The sequence below is a fragment of the Streptomyces sp. NPDC006265 genome, from assembly GCF_040613555.1.
Classification (GTDB): Bacteria; Actinomycetota; Actinomycetes; order Streptomycetales; family Streptomycetaceae; genus Streptomyces.
Map to the genome: position 1 here is coordinate 1 of NZ_JBEXSH010001525.1, position 1,071 is coordinate 1,071.

The following is a 1,071-nucleotide window of genomic DNA, read 5'->3' on the forward strand; positions in this document are numbered from 1 at the left end:
CTCGGCGTGGCGGCCGGAAGCCCTCGTACTGGACGTACGTGGGGTTTCGGCCGGTGTGGCGAGTGGGGGTACCCCCTGCTCGAGCGGAGTCGAGAGCTTGGGGGAGCATGCCGGGCGCCGCGACGGGGCGAACGTTGCCTGCCGCGGCACTAGATCGCGCAGGGGTGCGGGGTTTCACTCTGGAGGGTTAGCCGTGCGGTCCTTCGGTGAAGGTGTGCGCAGGTTTTCGCACCCTCACCCGGGAAACCGTGAAATCCCTTGCCCGCACAGGGCTGGAAGGATTCTGCAGGGTTTCCCCGGAAGCCTCTTTGACCGGTTTTATCCGCAGCCGATAATGCGACGCATTGCCAACTCTTTACGTTGCGGCGCCGCAACCTTCGCGGGCTTCGAGCGGTAGTCACAGCGTCCGAGCCGGGGTGATCCACAGCCAGTCGATCAACTGCCGGACCCGGTCGGACACTTCACGAAGCTCACTGTTCTCTCCCGTCGAAGGAGCACCATGTCCCTCCCCCTGACCCGCCGGATCGCCCGTGCCGCGCTGATCGTCGCTGCGGGAGCGGCTGCCGGGGTCGGTGCGGCCGGCTCCGCCAGCGCGGCCCCCGAGCTGCCCGCCACCCCGAACCTCGGTGGCCTCACCGCCCTGGACGGGGCCAACGTCGGCGACACCGTCGACGGCGCGGCGCAGAACGTCACCGAGTCCGCGGGTGACACCGGCGGCAAGACCGTCAAGAAGACGGTGCCGGCCGCGGGCAAGAGCGGCGGCAAGGCGGCCAAGAAGACCACGCCCGTGGCGCCGAAGGCGGCCGGTGACGCGGCGGGCTCCGCCGGGCAGCTCGTCGGTGACACGGCCGGTTCGACCAAGGGCGGTCTGCCGACGGACTCCCTGGCCAAGGGCGGCGTGCCGTCCGCGGACTCCCTGCCGGTGAAGAGCCTGCCGGTCGGCTGACGCGGCGGCGCTGTGACGTCGAAGGGGTGCGGGGTACTTGACCCGCCCCCAGCCGGGTGCGCGCCCGCGGGCGCACCCCGGGGAACGACGCCCCCACCCTCTCGTCCCGGGCCGTCAGCGCCACG

General features: G+C 71.3%; 1 protein-coding gene. It reads left to right on the forward strand.

All coding sequences use genetic code 11. From position 1 onward, the window contains the following. The first annotated feature begins 499 nt into the window (after positions 1-499). Complete coding sequence (locus tag ABZ281_RS50360) at positions 500-946, forward strand: ATP-binding protein (protein WP_356665648.1); 447 nt, start codon at positions 500-502, stop codon at positions 944-946. The last annotated feature ends 125 nt before the right edge of the window (positions 947-1,071 follow it).